Genomic DNA, 15,830 nt, shown 5'->3' with positions numbered 1-15,830 from the left:
GGACCGCAAGTCAAAGCGCGGCGCGGCTTGGCCGCGCACAGCACCGGCCATTGTATTCGGCGCAGATGACCGCTCCGCGCGCTTATCCGGCGCGGCCGGGAGGGCTTTCCGGGCAGAGGATTGCGCGCCGTTTTGCTATGTTTTGAATAGCAACGGGCGCCCATCGGGCGCCCGTTGCATGGTCGACCAGCCTTGAAGATCAGGCCGCCGCGCGCTGCCCCTGCGGATTGCGCCACTTGGCCATCAGCTCGCTCCAGCGGGTGCGGGCCGCCGCCAGGTTGCGATCCTTCACGTGGCCGTAACCGCGGATCTGCTCGGGCAGGGCCGCGATTTCCAGCGCCAGCGCGTGGTTGTCCGCGCGCAGGCCTCCGATCACTTCCTCGATGCTGGCGCGGTACTCGCCGATCAGCGCGCGCTCGGTCTTGCGCTCCTCGGTGCGGCCGAAGATGTCGAGCGCCGTGCCGCGCAGGCCCTTCAGCTTCGCGAGGAAGCGGAAGCCCGTGAGCATCCAGGGGCCGAACTTCTGCTTCTGGAGCTGCCCCTTGGCGTCCTTCTTCGCGATGAGCGGCGGCGCCAGGTGGTAGTTGAGCTTGTAGTCGCCCTCGAACATGCCTTCGACGCGGTCGAGGAAGCTGCGATCGATGTGCAGGCGGGCGACTTCGTACTCGTCCTTGTAGGCCATCAGCTTGAACAGATAGCGCGCAACCGCTTCGGTCAGCGCGGTGCTCTTGCCGGCGGCCGATTCGGCCTGCTGCACCTTGCCGACGAACTGCCTGTATTCGTCGGCGTAGGCGGCGTTCTGGTAGCCGGTCAGGAACTCGACGCGGCGCGCGACCAGGCTTTCGACCGATTCGCGCTTCTTGAACTCGATGACCTGGCCGGGACGCACGCGCTTTTGCAGCTCCTCAGGACGCACCGCCGCCTGGCGGCCCCATTCGAACGCCGTCTTGTTGTTCTCGACGGCCACGGCGTTGAGTTCAATGGCGCGCATCAGCGACTCGTGCGCCAGCGGGATCCAGCCCTTTTGCCAGGCGTAGCCCAGGATCATCGGGTTGACGTAGATGCTGTCGCCCATCAGCGTGGTGGCGGCGGCATCGGCGTCGAAGGTGCCCATGCCGTCGACGCCCACGGCGCGCGCGATCTCGGCGGCGCAAGCGTCTTCGGGGTTCTGCCAGTTGGCGTTGCGCACGAAAGCCGCCGTCGGCGAGCTGTGACTGTTGAGCGCCACGTGCGTGCGCCCTTCGCGCATGCGCGCCATGGTTTCGCCGTTGACCGTGACCAGCGGATCGCAGGCCAGGATCAGGTCGGCCGCCGCGGTGCCGACGCGCGTGGTGCGGATGTCGTCCTGCGTGTCGCCGATGAGCACGTGGCTCCAGGTGGCGCCGCCCTTCTGCGCGAGGCCGGCCGCATCCTGCGTGACGATGCCCTTGGCCTCGATGTGCGCCGCCATGCCGAGCAGCTGGCCGATGGTGATCACGCCGGTGCCGCCGACGCCCGCTACCACCACGCCCCAGACCTTGCCGCCGACCAGCGACGGAATCGCGGGCTCGGGCAGCAGGCCGAACTCGGCCGGCGTGGCGCCCTTGTTCTTGCCCTTCTTCTTGAGCTGGCCGCCTTCGACGGTGACGAAGCTCGGGCAGAAGCCCTTCAGGCAGCTCATGTCCTTGTTGCAGCTGCTCTGGTTGATGGTGCGCTTGCGGCCGAACTCGGTCTCCAGCGGTTCGACCGACAGGCAGTTGCTCTGCACGCTGCAGTCGCCGCAGCCTTCGCAGACCAGCTCGTTGATGACCACGCGCTTGGCCGGATCGACGGCCGTGCCCCGCTTGCGGCGGCGGCGCTTCTCGGTCGCGCAGGTCTGGTCGTAGATGATGGCCGTGGTGCCGGGGATCTTGCGGAACTCGCGCTGCACCTCGTCGAGCAGGTCGCGGTGCTTCACCTGGACATGGTCGCCGGGGATGCTCACGCCCTCGTACTTCTCGGGCTCGTCGGTCACGATCACGACCTTCGCGGCGCCCTCGGCATGCAGGCTCTCGGCAATCTGCAGCACCGAGTGGCCTTCCGGCCGCTCGCCGACCTGCTGGCCGCCGGTCATGGCGACCGCGTCGTTGTAGAGGATCTTGTAGGTGATGTTCACACCCGCCGCGATGCTCTGGCGGATGGCGAGCAGGCCGCTGTGGAAGTACGTGCCGTCGCCCAGGTTCGCGAAGATGTGCTGGTCGGTGGTGAAGGGCTGCTGGCCCACCCATGGCACGCCCTCTCCGCCCATCTGCGTGAAGCCGATGGTGGAGCGGTCCATCCAGGTCGCCATGAAGTGGCAGCCGATGCCGCCCATGGCGCGCGAGCCTTCGGGCACCACGGTGCTGGTGTTGTGCGGGCAGCCCGAGCAGAACCAGGGCTGGCGCGTGGCGTCGGCCACGCTGGTGGAGGCCTGCTGCACCACCATCGCGCGTTCCTTGGCTTCGAGGATGGCGAGTTGGGCATCGATGCGCGCGGCCATGTCGGCGCCGGCGGCGGCCAGCAGGCCGGTCTTCTTCAGGCGCGAGGCGATGGCCTTGGCGATCAGCGCGGGGTTCAGGTCGGCATTGGCGCGCAGCAGGGTGTGCGCGGTCGGGTTGGGCATCGACCATTCGCCGCCCGAGTAGCCCTCGGCCGCGTGCACTTCGCCCTCGTCGAACTTGCCGACCACGTTGGGGCGCACGTCGGAGCGCCAGTTGTAGAGCTCTTCCTTGAGCTGGTATTCGATGACCTGGCGCTTCTCCTCGACCACCAGGATCTCCTGCAGGCCGGTGGCGAATTCGCGCGTGAGCTGCGCCTCGAGCGGCCACACCACACCCACCTTGTGCAGGCGGATGCCGAGCTGGCGGCAGGCCGCGTCGTCCAAACCCAGGTCGATCAGCGCCTGGCGCGTGTCGTTGAAGGCCTTGCCGCTGGCCATGATGCCGAAGCGGTCGTTCGGGCCCTCGATCACGTTGTGGTTCAGCCGGTTGGCGCGGATGTACGCCAGCGCGGCATACCACTTGTAGTGCATGAGCCGGGCTTCCTGCTCCAGCGCATGGTCGGGCCAGCGGATGTGCAGGCCGCCGGGCGGCATCTCGAAGTCGGTGGGGATGACGATCTCGACGCGCTCGGGGTCGATCATCGCCGTGGCGCTCGACTCGACGATCTCCTGGATCGTCTTCATGCCCGACCACACGCCCGAGAAGCGGCTCATGGCGAAGGCATGGATGCCCAGGTCGAGGATTTCCTGCACGCTCGTGGGGAAGAACACCGGCGTGCCGCAGGCCTTGAAGATATGGTCGCTCTGGTGCGCGGCCGTGCTGCTCTTGGAGATGTGGTCGTCGCCCGCCACCGCGATCACGCCGCCGAATTCGGTGGTGCCGGCCATGTTGGCATGCTTGAAGACGTCGGAGCAGCGGTCCACGCCCGGGCCCTTGCCGTACCAGATGCCGAACACGCCGTCGAACTTGTTGGTGCCCGCGGGCGAGAAGCCCAGCTGCTGGGTGCCCCACAGTGCGGTGGCCGCCAGCTCTTCATTCACGCCGGGCTGGAAGACGATGTTCCGTTCCTTGAGGAACTTGCTTGCCTTCCACAGCGCCTGGTCGTAGCCGCCAAGCGGAGAGCCGCGGTAGCCGCTGATGAACCCGGCGGTGTTCTTGCCGGCCTGCTTGTCGCGCAGTTGCTGCAGCATGGGCAGCTTCACGAGGGCCTGGACGCCGCTCATGAAGGCACGGCCGTAGTCGAGGGAGTACTTGTCGTCGAGCGTGACGGTTTCTAGCGCCTTGCGGATGTGCTCGGGCAGCGGGGCGTTCATGGTGTCTGTCTCCGTATGGCAGGGCCTTGTGGGCCTGGCTGATTGCTTGGGTCTGTGCCCGGTAGGGCGCGAGCCCATGGTCACGCAAAGTGTATGCCGGGGTTGGCGACAGGTGTTTGCGTTCTTTGCCTCGAAAAAGCGGCTTCCAGAAAGAATCTTTCTTAAAATCCTCACCAATGGAAAGCATCGATAAGTTCGACCTCGCAATTCTGCAAGAACTGCAGGCCGACGGTCGCCTCACCAATGCCGAGCTTGCGCAACGCGTGGGGCTCTCGGCCGCGCCCTGCTGGCGCCGGGTGCGGGCACTCGAGGAGGCAGGCGTCATCAAGGGCTACCACGCCGAGATCGACCGCCACAAGATCGGGCTCGGCGTACTTGCCTTCGTGCGCGTGGACACCGAGCGCGTCACCCACGAGGCCACCCGCAAGCTGGAGGACGCGATCCGCAGGATGCCCGAGGTGGTGGCCTGCCACTACATCAGCGGCACCGGCACCTTCGAACTCCAGGTGGTGGCGCAGGATCTCGACAGCTTCTCGTCCTTTGCGCGCCAGCAATTGATGAACCTGCCGAATGTGAAGGACCTGCACACCAGTTTCTCGCTGGGCGAGGTGAAGGCGAGCAGCGCGCTGCCGCTGGGGCATCTGGCACGCTGAGTGCATGCGGCGACGCGGCCGCCCGATAGCGACAGCCTAAAATCCCCGCCCACCAACTCCCGCCGGACGGCGAAAAACAAGGACCTCGAATGAATCTCCTCCGCCGCGCCCTGACCCTCGGCCTCGCTGCCGCCACGCTCGCATTCAGTGCCCAGGCCCAGAACCGCGAACTCACCGTGGCCTCCAGCGCCACCTACGCGCCCTTCGCCTTCGAGAACAAGGACAAGCAGATCGTCGGTTTCGACATCGACATCATCAACGCCATCGCGAAGCAGCAGGGCCTGAAGATCAAGATCGTCAACACGCCCTTCACCGGCATCTTCGGCGCGCTGAACAACGGCGACGTCGACCTCGTCATCTCGGGCGTGACCATCAACGAGAAGCGCAAGCAGAGCTACGACTTCACGCCGCCGTACTTCGCGGCCCGCCAGCTGATCGCGCTGCCGAAGAACAGCAAGGTCGCCTCGCTGAAGGATCTGGCCGGCAAGAAGATCGCCGTGGTCAGCGCCTCCACCGCCGACGACATCGCCTCGCGCGAGTTCGGCAAGACCAACCCCGACATCCGCCGCTTCGAGAGCACGCCGCTCATCATTTCCGAGCTGGCCGGCGGCGGCGTCGATGCCGCCATGGGCGACAACGGCGTCATCGCCTATCGCGTGGCGCAGAACCCCGACCTGAAGACGCTGGACGACAAGTCCTTCCCCGAAGAGGGCTTCGGCATCGTCGTGAAGAAGGGCGACAAGGCCCTGCTCGACAAGCTCACGGCCGGCCTCGCGGCCATCCGCGCCGACGGCAGCTACGCGACGATCTACAAGAAGTGGTTCAACAAGGACCCGAACGTCCGCTGAGCCGCACCCCACCTGTGATCCGATCACGGCCGCCACGATGCGGCCGTTTGTTTTTTGAGTTTGACGCGATGAAGCGGAGGCGATAGATGGAACAACCAATTCTTCTTTTCGGATGGTTCCGATGGGACATCCTGGTCGAATACAAGGACCTGTTCTGGCAAGGCGCCTGGATGACGCTGCGCATGACCGTGGTATGCGTGCTGCTGGGTTCGAGCTGGGGCCTGTGCCTCGCGCTCGCTCGGCTCGCGCATCCGCGCCACGCACCGTGGACCTGGGTCGCGCGCTTCTTCCTGCGCTGGCCGGCCACTGTGTACGTGAGCTTCTTCCGCGGCACGCCGCTGTTCGTGCAGATCCTGCTGATCCACTTCGCGGTGATGCCGGTGTTCATCCACCCGACGACGGGCATCCTGATCGACGGCGAGCTCGCGCGCACGCTCAAGCAGGAGCACGGCGCACTCATCTCCGGCGTGGTGGCGCTCACGCTCAATTCGGCGGCCTACATCTCCGAGGTGTTCCGCGCCGGCATCCAGTCGATCTCGCGCGGACAGTTCGATGCGGGCCGCTCGATCGGCTTCTCGCCCGCGCAGGTGATGCGCTACGTGGTGCTGCCGCAGGCCTTCCGCCGCATGCTGCCGCCGCTTGGCAACAACGCGATCGCGCTGCTGAAAGACACGTCGCTGGTCTCGGCCATCGGCCTGGCCGAGCTGGCGTACGCGGCGCGCACCGTGGCGGGTGCCTACGCGCGCTACTGGGAGCCGTACCTCGCGATCTCGGTCATCTACTGGGTGATGACGCTGGTGCTGACGACGCTTCTTCGCCGCCTCGAACACCGCCTCGCGCGCAGCGACAGGGGATGACGGCGGCGGGCGCGCCAAAATAGCGCCACATGCCACCCATATCCCCCGAAGAGACGCCCATCCCGCCCGTGCGGCCGCAGCCGGCGAAGCTCGCGGCCCTCGTGCCGCTCCAGCTTCCCGTGTTCCGCATGCTGTGGAGCACCTGGCTCGTCGCCAACATCTGCATGTGGATGAACGACGTGGCCGCCGCGTGGATGATGACCTCGCTGACCACCTCGCCGATCTGGGTGGCGCTGGTGCAGTCGGCCTCCACGCTGCCGGTGTTCCTGCTGGGCCTGCCCAGCGGCGCGCTGGCCGACATCCTGGACCGCCGGCGCTGGCTGGTGGCCACGCAGTTCTGGCTGGCCGGCACGGCCATCGTGCTGTGCGCGGCGCTGGCGCTCGACCTCATGACCGCGCCGCTGCTGCTGGCGCTGACCTTCGCCAACGGCATCGGCCTGGCGCTGCGCTGGCCGGTGTTTGCGGCCATCGTGCCCGAGCTGGTGCCGCGCCCGCAGCTGCCGGCCGCGCTGGGCCTGAACGGCATCGCGATGAACGCCTCGCGCATCGTCGGCCCGCTCACGGCCGGCATGCTGATCGCGAGCGCAGGCACCGTGTGGGTGTTCGCGCTGAACGCGGTGCTGTCGGTGGCCTCGGGCTTCGTGGTGCTGCGCTGGCGGCGCGAGCACACACCCAACCCGCTGGGCCGCGAGAAGCTCGTCAGCGCGATGCGCGTGGGCGTGCAGTTCGTGCGGCAGTCGCAGCGCATGCGCGCGGTGCTCACGCGCATCTCGATCTTCTTCTTCCACTCGACCGCGCTGCTGGCGCTGCTGCCGCTGCTGGCGCGCAACCTCGAGGGCGGCGGCGCCGGCACCTTCACGCTGCTGCTGGCGGCCATGGGCTCGGGCGCGATCGTCGCGGTGCTGTTCCTGCCGCGACTGCGCCAGGCGATGGGGCGCGACCAGCTGGTGCTGCGCGGCACGCTGCTGCAGTCGGGCGCCACCGCCGTCATGGCCTTCGCGCCGAATGCATGGGTCGCGGTGCCGGCGATGTTCTTCGGCGGCATGGCATGGATCACGGTGGCCAATTCGCTGTCGGTGTCGGCCCAGCTCGCGCTGCCCGACTGGGTGCGCGCGCGCGGCATGTCGATGTACCAGATGGCGATCATGGGCGCGAGCGCGATCGGCGCAGCGCTCTGGGGCCAGGTGGCCACGGTCACCACGCTGGTCGCCAGCCTGTGCGTGGCTGCCGTCAGCGGCACGCTGCTGATGCTCGCCGCGCTGCGCTGGGTGACCGACGTGAGCGGCGAGGACGACACCAGCCCCGCCCAGGCCGGCTGGGCCGCCGGCCCGCCCGCCGAGGCACCGCAGGAAGACGGCCGCGTGGTCATCACAGTGGAATTCATGATCGACCCGGCCCGCGCCCCCGCCTTCCACCTCGTGATGCAGCAGACCCGCCGTGCGCGCCTGAGCCAGGGCGCCATCGGCTGGGAGCTGCTGCACGACATTGCGCAGCCGGAACGCTATGTGGAGCAGATCGTCGACGAATCGTGGACCGATCACCTGCGCCGCTTCAACCGCGCCACCGCGAGCGACATGGCGCTGCGCGAGCGCCGGCTGGCGTTCCACCTGGGCGAGTCGCCGCCGGTGGTCACGCGCTACGTGGTGCGGCGCTGAGCCGGGCCGCCGCCCGCGCCGCTATCAGTGGAAGAACGTCATCCGTGTCAGGAAGGTGTGGCCGGCCTCCGCCGCCATCAACCACACCAGGACCAGCAGGCACAGGGGCGGCACCAGGATGGCATAGACCAGCGACAGCCGCTCCCAGGCCATGTGCATGAAGACCGAGACGATCAGCCCCGCCTTCAGCAGCATGAAGACAATGATCAGGGTCCATCGCAGGTACCCATGGAAATGGAAGTAGTCGACCAGGTACGACATCGTGCTGAGCACGAACAGCAGCCCCCAGATCTTGAGATAGAGGCCGATCGGATGTTGTTGGCCGGTGTCAGGGTTCATGGTCGTCCTCACCAGAGATAGAACAGCGCGAAGATGAAGACCCACACGAGGTCCACGAAGTGCCAGTACAGCCCGGCGATCTCGACGATCTGGTAGTTGCCCTTCTTGTCGTAGTCGCCGCGGATCAGCTTGAAGGCCACGGTGAACAGGAAGACCACGCCGGCCGACACGTGCAGCCCGTGAAAGCCCGTGATCATGAAGAAGGTCGAGCCGAACTGCGCCGCGCCCATCGGGTTGCCCCAGGGCCGCACGCCTTCATGCAGGATCAGCTTGGACCACTCGAAGGCCTGCATGCCGACGAAGAGTTCGCCGAGGGTCGCAGTCACGATCATCAGCGTGGCGGCGTTCACGCGGTCACGGCGGTAGGCGAAATTGACGGCCATCGCCATCGTGCCGCTGCTGCTGATGAGCACGAAGGTCATGATCGCGATCAGCAGCAACGGGACGTCGGCGCCCGCCACGTGGAGCGCGAACACCTCGCTCGGGTTGGGCCACGGCACGGTGGTCGAGACGCGCACCGTCATGTAGCCGGTCAGGAAGCAGCTGAAGATGAAGGTGTCGCTGAGCAGGAAGATCCACATCATCGCCTTGCCCCACGAGACGTGGAACGCCTGGCGATCGGAAGACCAGTCGGCAATCAGCCCGCGCCAGCCGCTTGCGGCAAGGGTCGGATTCAACGGCGTTGCCGCGATGGTTGCGGTGTTGTTCATGGATGCCTCCTCAGGATGTGCCGCAGACGAAGCGCGCCACCTCCGGCGTCACCCACCCCAGCAGCGCGAACAGCACCAGCCACACCGCCAGCATGAAGTGCCAGTAGCGCGCGCACAGCGCGATGCGCCATGCGGCCCTGGCGGGATCGGGCCATGCGGCGTGCGCCATCCAGGCCCACCCGACCAGCCCACCTGCCAGGTGGAGCCCGTGCATCGCGGTCAACAGATAGAAGAAGCTGCCCGCCGGATTGCCGGCCGGCATCACCTGCGCGCTCAGCAGCGCCTGCCAGGCCCACAGCTGCACGCCCAGGAAGCCCACCGCGCAGAGACCTCCCGCCAGCAGCAGGCGGCGCGCCCGCTTCGGGTCGGCGCCGCGCGATGCGCCACCGGCCCCTTGCAGCGCCACGCTGCCCGCCACCAGCAGCGCCGAGCTGAGCCAGAGCTGCCACGGCAGCGCGATCGTCATCGAGTCGTCGCCGCTCATGCGCATCACGTAGGCCACGATGAAGAGCGAGAACAGCGCGGTGGCCACGCCCATGAAGACCCACAGGCCGATGCTGGCCGCGCTCGCGCGCGCATCGCGGGGCCGGCCGCCGCGGTCGCTCCAGGCGGCAACCGCGGTCGTCAAGAGACCTCCGTGCTGCGCACTGCGGTGCGAGCTTGCTTGGGAACGGCCCGGCGCTGCGCTCATGCCGGCGCTCCCCGGACCTCGCTCTGGCCTTCCGGCTCGGGCTCCCCGGCCCCGGCCTGCGGCGGCGCGTTCTGCGCGACGAAATCTTCCGCCGCGCCCGGCTCTCCATAGGCATAGGCCCACCGGTAGACCACCGGCAGCCGTGGCCCCCAGTTGCCGTGGCCCGGCGGCGTGGCGGGCGTCTGCCATTCGAGCGAGGCGGCACGCCATGGATTGGCGTCGGCCCGCTGTCCGCGCCAGGCGCTCCAGGCGAGATTGGCGATGAAGAGCAGCTGCGCCACGCCGACGATCAGCGCGACCACGGTGATGAACGTGTTCAGGGTGAATGCCGAGGGCGGGATGAACTTGTAGCCGTCGAAGTTGTAGTAGCGCCGCGGCATGCCCAGCACCCCGAGGTAGTGCATCGGGAAATAGATCAGGTAGGTGCCCAGGAAGGTGATCCAGAAATGCAGCTGGCCGAGCCGGTCGTCGAGCATGCGGCCCGTGACCTTGGGAAACCAGTGGTAGATGCCACCGAACACCACCAGCAGCGGCGCCACACCCATCACCATGTGGAAGTGCGCCACCACGAAATAGGTGCCCGAGAGCGGGATGTCCACGCTCACGTTGCCAAGGAACAGGCCGGTCAGCCCGCCGATGAGGAAGGTGCAGAGGAAGGCCAGCGCGAACAGCATCGGCACCGTCAGGTGGATGTCGCCGCGCCACAGCGTCAGGATCCAGTTGTAGACCTTGATCGCGGTGGGCACCGCGATGATCAGCGTGGTGGTCGCGAAGAAGAAGCCGAAGTACGGGTTCATGCCGCTCACGAACATGTGGTGCGCCCAGACCACCACGCTGAGCGCGCCGATGGCGACGATGGCCCACACCATCATGCGGTAGCCGAAGATGCACTTGCGCGCGTGCACGCTGATCAGGTCGGAGACGATGCCGAAGGCCGGCAGCGCCACGATGTAGACCTCGGGGTGGCCGAAGAACCAGAACAGGTGCTGGAACAGCAGCGGGCTGCCGCCCTTGTAGCCCGTCACCTGGCCCATCGACACCAGCGCCGGCATGAAGAAGCTGGTGCCCAGCGTCCGGTCGAGCAGCAGCATCACGCCGCTGACGAACAGTGCCGGAAAGCCGAGCAGCGCAAGGATGGTGGCGACGAAGATGCCCCACACCGTGAGCGGCATGCGCAGCAGCGTCATGCCTTCGCAGCGCGCCTGCAGCACGGTGGTCACGTAGTTGAGGCCGCCCATCGTGGTCGCCACGATGAAGATGAGCAGCGACACCAGCATCAGCACGATGCCGCCCGCATGGCCCGGCGTGCCGGGCAGGATCGACTGCGGTGGATACAGCGTCCAGCCCGCGCCGGTGGGGCCGCCCGGGACGAAGAAGCTCGCCATCAGGACCACCACCGACAGCAGGTAGACCCAGAAGCTCAGCATGTTGAGGTAGGGAAAGACCATGTCCCGCGCCCCCACCATCAGCGGAATCAGGTAGTTGCCGAAGCCGCCGAGGAACAGCGCCGTGAGCAGGTAGATCACCATGATCATCCCGTGCATGGTCACGAACTGGTAGTAGCGCTCGGCATTGATGAACTCGAACTGGCCGGGAAAGCCGAGCTGCAGCCGCATCAGGTTGGACAGCACCAGGCCCACCACGCCCACCGCGATGGCGGTGCAGGCGTACTGGACGGCGATCACCTTGTGGTCCTGGCTCCAGACGTAGCGGGTCAGGAAACTCTGCGGCGCGGGGTGCCCGGCGTCGTCGGCGTGGGGCATGGCCTGCCCCGTGGGCGAGGAAGAGTTCATCGCGCAGCCTTCTGTTCGGCGCCAGCCTGCGCCGGCGGGCTGCCCAGACTCTGGATGTAGGCCACCAGCGCGGCCAGTTCTTCATCGGTCATTTCGATCTTGGGCATGACCGGCGGGAAGCCCTTCACATGGCGGGCCTGCGGATCGCGGATGAAGCTGCGCAGATAAGCTTCGTCGACCAGCGCGGTGGAGCCGTCCGCCATGGTCTCGGTCTTGCCGTGCAGGCCCTTCCAGGTCGGCCCCACGCGCGGGCTGCCGTCGATCGTGTGGCAGGCCACGCAGCCCTTGGCGTCCGCCAGCGCGCGGCCCTGCTCGACGCGTGCGCCGCCTGCCGCAGAGGCGCCGGCCGGAGCGGCCGGCGCCTCGGGCGCCTTGGCCTGCGATTTGGCGAAGCTCGGCAGCGCCGCGTACCAGGCCTTGTAGTTCGCCGGGTCCTCCACCACCACATAACCGCGCATGTTGGGATGGCCCACACCGCACAGCTGCGCGCAGAGCGCCTCGTAGCGGCCCGCGACGCTCGGGGTGAACCAGAAGCGGCTGACCTGCCCCGGCACCATGTTCATCCGGGCGCGGAACGGCGGCACGAAGAAATCGTGCAGCACGTCGTTCGAGCGCATCAGCACCAGCACCGGCTTGCCGAGCGGCAGGTGCACCTCGTCGCCGGGGATCAGGAGGTCGTCCTGCCCGGCGGGGTCGCCCGGGTCGATCCCGAATGGATTGGTGGCGCTGACGAAGCGCGCGTCGCTCGCGCCCAGCTTGCCGTCCGGCCCCGGGAAGCGGAAGCGCCATTGCCATTGCTGGCCCAGCACCTCCAGCACGAGGGCGTCGCGGGGCTCCCTGACGTAGTTCGCGTACACCACGAGGCCGGGCGCCAGCAGCGCCATGATGCCGACGGTGGTGCCGCCGATCAGCCAGCGCTCGAGCTTCCTGTTCTCGGGCTCATGCGCCGCCCGGTGCCCCTCGCGATGGCGAAAGCGCACCAGCATGTAGGCGACGAACACGTTGATGACGACGAAGAAGATCCCCGTGATCACCAGCGTGATGGTCAGGGTGTCGTCCATCGGCTGCCAGTTCGAAGCCAGGGGCGTCGTCCACCATGGATTGAAGACGTGGAACAGCACCGAGCCGAGCACGATGAGCAACAGGGCGACGGCCATGATCATGTGCGGTCCCTCGGCTCGGCATCATGGGTTCAGGGCTCATTCGCGCTTCAGAGAAACGCCGGGATTCGCGGCTCTTCGCCCTCGAACCGGGCCTCGGGATGCGCAGACTGCAGCAGCGCCTCGATGTCCCGCACGCGCGAACGCGGCAAGTCCACCATCAGCAGGATCTGTCCCTGCGCGATGGCGCCCTCGAAACGCTGCAGCCTGGGACTGGGGATGGAAATGCCGATCATGCTGGCCGACCAAGTGCCGACCACGCCACCCACGACGGCCACCAGCACGGCCACTTCCCATTCGGGATCGTCGCCGAAGATCGGAAACATCAGGGCAGCCATGAGGCCGACGACGATGCCGCAGGCGCTGCCGACCGCCCACCCGGTCTTGGCTGCGTGGACCACGTCCGAGGTCTGCCACACGTTGGCCGCATGGAGCCCGGCCATGTCCATGCCTTCCGGTCCGGCGAAATGAATGCGCGCAACGTCGACGCGCGCCCGCACCAGATCGTCCATCGCCCGCCTGGCGCTCGCCAGGTCCGGCATCAGCCAGTAGATGCGTCTCTTCATAGCGTCCCCTTTCCGCCTTGCGACAAGCCGAGGAAACATGAACGACTTATATGCCCAAGGAGAGCCGCCATCAAGGGGTGGTGCATTCGGCGGCCGCGGCGTGGGTAACCCGCCAATCCATCTTTTTTTGACCGAATGGATGATTTAGATCATCATCCCCGCTCCTACTGCCCGTCACCACGAGGTACGCCACGATGAACCCGGTCCCCTTGCGCAGCCGTTTCTGGTCCGACCTGACCAGCGAAGAGTTCTCCCGCCTCGACCGTGAACGGCTCATTGCCGTGCTGCCCGTGGGCGCGACCGAGCAGCACGGCCCGCACCTGCCGATGTCGACCGACACCGCCACCATCGACGGCATGGTGCACGCCACGCTGCCGCACCTGCCCGACGACCTGCCGGTGCTGTTTCTGCCCACCGTGCCCTACGGCAAGAGCAACGAGCATTCGCGCTATCCGGGCACGCTCACGGTGTCCGCCAACACGCTGATCTCGCTGTGGAAGGACATCGGCGCCTGCGTCGCGAAGGCCGGTGTGCGCAAGCTGGTGCTCTACAACAGCCACGGCGGCCAGATGAGCGTGATGGACATCGTTGCGCGCGACCTGCGCGAGGAACACGACATGATGGTCGTGGCCGCCAACTGGTACACGCTGGGCCTGCCCGAGGGCCTGTTCACCGCGCACGAGGGCCGGCACGGCATTCACGCCGGGGATCTCGAAAGCTCGGTCATGCTGCACCTCGCGCCCGACTGCGTGCGCAAGGACCGGTTCCAGAACTTCAGCTCGATGACGGAGCAGCTGGCCGCCGAGAACAAGTTCCTGTCGATCACCCCCAGCGGCAAGCTCGGCTGGCAGATGCACGACATCAACCCCGCGGGCGCCGCCGGCGACGCCACGCGCGCCACGGCCGAAAAGGGCGCCGCCGTGCTCGACCACGTGGGCCGCCGCTTCGTCGAGTTGCTGCAAGAAGTCGACCGCTTTCCGCTCTCGCGCCTCGCCAACGAACCGGCCTGGAAATGATGTCCGTCCCCACCCCACCGCCCCTGGTCACCCTGCGCAACGTCAGCAAGCGTTTCGCCAACGGCACGCTCGCGTTGCAGGGCATGTCGCTCGACATCGGCGAGCACGACTTCATCAGCTTCCTCGGCCCCTCGGGCTGCGGCAAGAGCACCGCGCTGCGCCTCATCGCGGGGCTGACGCGGCTCAGCTCGGGCGACATGCACTGGTCGGGCGCCAACACCGGAAAGACGCAGAGCGACCGCGACCTGGGCTTCGTGTTCCAGGAGCCCACGCTCATGCCCTGGGCCAAGGTGTTCGACAACGTGTGGCTGCCGCTCAAGCTCGCCGGCATGAGCCGCGACGCAGCGGCGCCGGTGGTGCAGCAGGTGCTCGAGATGGTCGGCCTCTCGCGCTTTGCCGACGTGTATCCGCGCGAGCTCTCGGGCGGCATGAAGATGCGCGTGTCGATCGCGCGCGCGCTGGTCACGCACCCGCGCCTGCTGCTGATGGACGAGCCCTTTGCCGCGCTCGACGAGATGACGCGCATCAAGCTCAACAACGATCTGCTCGCCATCTGGCGCGAGCACCGCTTCTCGGTGGTGTTCGTCACGCACAGCGTGTACGAGTCGGTGTACCTGTCGAACCGCATCGTCGTGATGGCGGCGCGCCCAGGGCGCGTGATCGACGAGATCCGCATCGACGAGCCCTACCCGCGCGGCGAAGAGTTCCGCACATCGAGCCGCTACAACGCGCATTGCACGGCGGTGTCCCAATCCCTGCACGGAGCGCTGCATGGCCTCGACATCGATCACTGAGCCCGTCGCCCTCGCGGACGCCAATGCGGATGCGGTGCCCTCCGAGGCCGCGCTGCGCGCCCACGAAGACAAGCTGCGCCGCCGCGAGTCGATGCTGCGCATCGTGGCGCCCGTCGTCATCATCGCGGCGCTCCTGCTGCTCTGGGAATGGACCGTGCGCGCCAACAACATCCCGCACTACATCCTCCCCGCACCCTCGCTCATTCTTCGCACGCTGTTCGACAACTGGGATTCGCTCTCCAGCGCCCTGTGGTTCACGATCAAGCTCACGCTGCTCGCGCTCGGTGCGGCCATCGTCGGTGGCGTGCTTCTGGCGATCGCGTTCGCGCTCTTCAAGTGGGTGGAAATCGGCCTGTTCCCCATCGCCGTGATCCTGCAGGTGACGCCGATCATCGCGATCGCGCCGCTGATCCTCATCTACGTGTCGAACACCACCGCGGCGCTGCTGCTGTGCGCGTGGATCGTGGCCTTCTTTCCGATCCTGTCGAACACCGTCATCGGCCTGAAAAGCGCCGACAGCAATCTTCGCGACCTGTTCCAGCTCTACAAGGCCTCGCCGTGGCAGACCTTCCGCTACCTGCTCGCGCCCAGCGCGCTGCCGTACTTCATGGCGGGCCTGAAGATCGCGGGCGGGCTGAGCCTGATCGGCGCGGTGGTGGCCGAGTTCACGGCCGGCACGGCGGGCAAGGAAACGGGTCTTGCATCGCGCATTCTCGAGTCGAGCTTCCGCACCGAGATTCCGATGATGTTCGCGGCGCTGCTGCTGGTGTCGTTGTTGGGCATCGTGATCTTCATCGTGTTCGCCGCCCTGTCGCGCCTCGTGCTCGGCCACTGGCACGAAAGCGAGATGCGCCGTGAGAACTAGGCTCGCCCCCAGTCTTCGCGCACTTCGTGTCGCTTCGCAAACCCCCTACCGGGGGCAACACCAGCGGCCCGG

The 15,830-nt window shown here is 67.2% G+C and carries 14 protein-coding genes; 7 read left to right on the top strand and 7 right to left on the bottom strand.

Annotated elements, in window-relative coordinates:
* Positions 1-199: 199 nt before the first annotated feature.
* Positions 200-3,811 (bottom strand): indolepyruvate ferredoxin oxidoreductase family protein, encoded by a 3,612-nt coding sequence (locus AC1DFC_RS07490; protein WP_478178907.1) that lies wholly within the window; start codon positions 3,809-3,811, stop codon positions 200-202.
* Between the two features lie 176 nt (positions 3,812-3,987).
* On the opposite strand from AC1DFC_RS07490, the gene AC1DFC_RS07485 reads away from it, so the two are divergent.
* The 4 genes from AC1DFC_RS07485 (at position 3,988) to AC1DFC_RS07470 (ending at position 7,824) form a co-directional block, all read left to right on the top strand.
* On the top strand, positions 3,988-4,464 hold the full coding sequence (locus AC1DFC_RS07485) for an Lrp/AsnC family transcriptional regulator (protein ID WP_007829095.1): 477 nt from the start codon (positions 3,988-3,990) through the stop codon (positions 4,462-4,464).
* 89 nt (positions 4,465-4,553) lie between these two features.
* Positions 4,554-5,312, top strand: coding sequence for a basic amino acid ABC transporter substrate-binding protein (locus tag AC1DFC_RS07480; protein WP_478178906.1), 759 nt, complete (start codon positions 4,554-4,556; stop codon positions 5,310-5,312).
* A gap of 86 nt (positions 5,313-5,398) precedes the next feature.
* The gene (locus tag AC1DFC_RS07475; protein WP_007829099.1) at positions 5,399-6,169 is read left to right on the top strand and encodes an amino acid ABC transporter permease; all 771 of its coding nucleotides are present in this window, start codon (positions 5,399-5,401) and stop codon (positions 6,167-6,169) included.
* A gap of 29 nt (positions 6,170-6,198) precedes the next feature.
* Positions 6,199-7,824 carry an MFS transporter gene (locus AC1DFC_RS07470; protein WP_007829101.1) on the top strand — a complete coding sequence of 542 codons (1,626 nt, stop codon included), beginning with the start codon at positions 6,199-6,201 and terminating at the stop codon, positions 7,822-7,824.
* A 24-nt stretch (positions 7,825-7,848) separates the two neighbouring features.
* Here the strand turns inward: AC1DFC_RS07470 and AC1DFC_RS07465 are convergent, their stop codons facing one another.
* Genes AC1DFC_RS07465 through AC1DFC_RS07440 form a run of 6 tightly spaced genes read right to left on the bottom strand, consistent with a single transcriptional unit; the run spans position 7,849 to position 13,083 of the window.
* Positions 7,849-8,163, bottom strand: a complete 315-nt coding sequence (locus tag AC1DFC_RS07465) for a cytochrome C oxidase subunit IV family protein (RefSeq protein ID WP_007829103.1) — start codon at positions 8,161-8,163, stop codon at positions 7,849-7,851.
* 8 nt (positions 8,164-8,171) lie between these two features.
* On the bottom strand, positions 8,172-8,873 hold the full coding sequence (locus AC1DFC_RS07460; RefSeq protein WP_007829105.1) for a heme-copper oxidase subunit III family protein: 702 nt from the start codon (positions 8,871-8,873) through the stop codon (positions 8,172-8,174).
* Between the two features lie 10 nt (positions 8,874-8,883).
* Positions 8,884-9,501 (bottom strand): cytochrome c oxidase subunit 3 family protein, encoded by a 618-nt coding sequence (locus AC1DFC_RS07455; protein WP_007829107.1) that lies wholly within the window; start codon positions 9,499-9,501, stop codon positions 8,884-8,886.
* Between the two features lie 59 nt (positions 9,502-9,560).
* Positions 9,561-11,327, bottom strand: coding sequence for a cytochrome c oxidase subunit I (gene ctaD / locus AC1DFC_RS07450; RefSeq protein ID WP_042672769.1), 1,767 nt, complete (start codon positions 11,325-11,327; stop codon positions 9,561-9,563).
* A gap of 26 nt (positions 11,328-11,353) precedes the next feature.
* The gene (locus AC1DFC_RS07445) at positions 11,354-12,520 is read right to left on the bottom strand and encodes a cytochrome c oxidase subunit II (protein WP_478178905.1); all 1,167 of its coding nucleotides are present in this window, start codon (positions 12,518-12,520) and stop codon (positions 11,354-11,356) included.
* A gap of 47 nt (positions 12,521-12,567) precedes the next feature.
* Positions 12,568-13,083 (bottom strand): hypothetical protein, encoded by a 516-nt coding sequence (locus tag AC1DFC_RS07440; protein ID WP_007829115.1) that lies wholly within the window; start codon positions 13,081-13,083, stop codon positions 12,568-12,570.
* A gap of 194 nt (positions 13,084-13,277) precedes the next feature.
* Here AC1DFC_RS07440 and AC1DFC_RS07435 point away from each other — a divergent pair, with 194 nt between their 5' ends.
* The 3 genes from AC1DFC_RS07435 to AC1DFC_RS07425 are packed head-to-tail and all read left to right on the top strand — an operon-like array spanning position 13,278 to position 15,758.
* A complete protein-coding gene (locus tag AC1DFC_RS07435; RefSeq protein WP_478178904.1) occupies positions 13,278-14,099 on the top strand; it encodes a creatininase family protein in 822 nt (273 codons plus the stop codon).
* The gene (locus AC1DFC_RS07430) at positions 14,096-14,893 is read left to right on the top strand and encodes an ABC transporter ATP-binding protein (protein ID WP_413314060.1); all 798 of its coding nucleotides are present in this window, start codon (positions 14,096-14,098) and stop codon (positions 14,891-14,893) included. Before AC1DFC_RS07435 ends, AC1DFC_RS07430 begins: the two co-directional genes overlap by 4 nt.
* On the top strand, positions 14,871-15,758 hold the full coding sequence (locus tag AC1DFC_RS07425; RefSeq protein WP_007829124.1) for an ABC transporter permease: 888 nt from the start codon (positions 14,871-14,873) through the stop codon (positions 15,756-15,758). Before AC1DFC_RS07430 ends, AC1DFC_RS07425 begins: the two co-directional genes overlap by 23 nt.
* The last annotated feature ends 72 nt before the right edge of the window (positions 15,759-15,830 follow it).

It is taken from the genome of Variovorax sp. 10L421, from assembly GCF_056395365.1.
The sequence above is the reverse complement of the archived record's forward strand: the minus strand, read 5'-3'. Positions and strand labels throughout refer to the sequence as shown.